General features: G+C 34.8%; 1 protein-coding gene. It reads left to right on the top strand.

From position 1 onward, the window contains the following. Positions 1–429: DUF3987 domain-containing protein (locus FNZ60_RS09525; RefSeq protein WP_142417301.1), on the top strand; the 429-nt coding region annotated here is incomplete at its 5' end. Positions 430–592 lie beyond the last annotated feature (163 nt).

Below are 592 nucleotides of genomic sequence, written 5' to 3'. Positions count from 1 at the left end.
GAAAGCTTACAATCGCATCTTTTAAAAATGCCTAAGACCATAGTAAGCCTTGCCTTGATTTTTGAATTGACTGAAGGGGGGCGTTTTGAAATCACTAAAGATGCTCTTCAAACAGCGTTGCGTTGGGAAAAATATTTATTAAGCCATGTCAAAAGGCTTTATGCGGCGGGGAATGCCTCTATAGAAGATTGTGCAAAATTGATTATCGAACGTTGTGATCATCTACCCGATGTTTTTACTTTACGTGATATTCATCAAAGAAGTTGGACGCATTTAAAAGACCATGCCATTCTAAAACAGTCTTTAGAGATTTTATGTCGTTCCAATCATATTCGTCAAATATCAAGTGACAATAGCTCTAAAGGCGGTCGTCCTACCATACGTTATGAATGGCACCCTTTAATCAAAAGCGACAGCATAAAACAATGAAATGCTGATAATTTTATTTATTATTCTTCAAACCTTCAAAGATCTTATCGTAGTAACATATCACGAATGATCTTTGAGGGTTTTTATTTTATAATTTTAAAAAAGAAGCAACGTTTAAACCTTGTGTCAACACTCTCCAAAACTAACCTCTATAAGTTTTGAA

The sequence above is a fragment of the Bartonella massiliensis genome (assembly GCF_902150025.1).
Classification (GTDB): Bacteria; Pseudomonadota; Alphaproteobacteria; order Rhizobiales; family Rhizobiaceae; genus Bartonella; species Bartonella massiliensis.
Note: the sequence above shows the minus strand (reverse complement) of the source record. Positions and strands in the feature narration are given on the sequence as shown.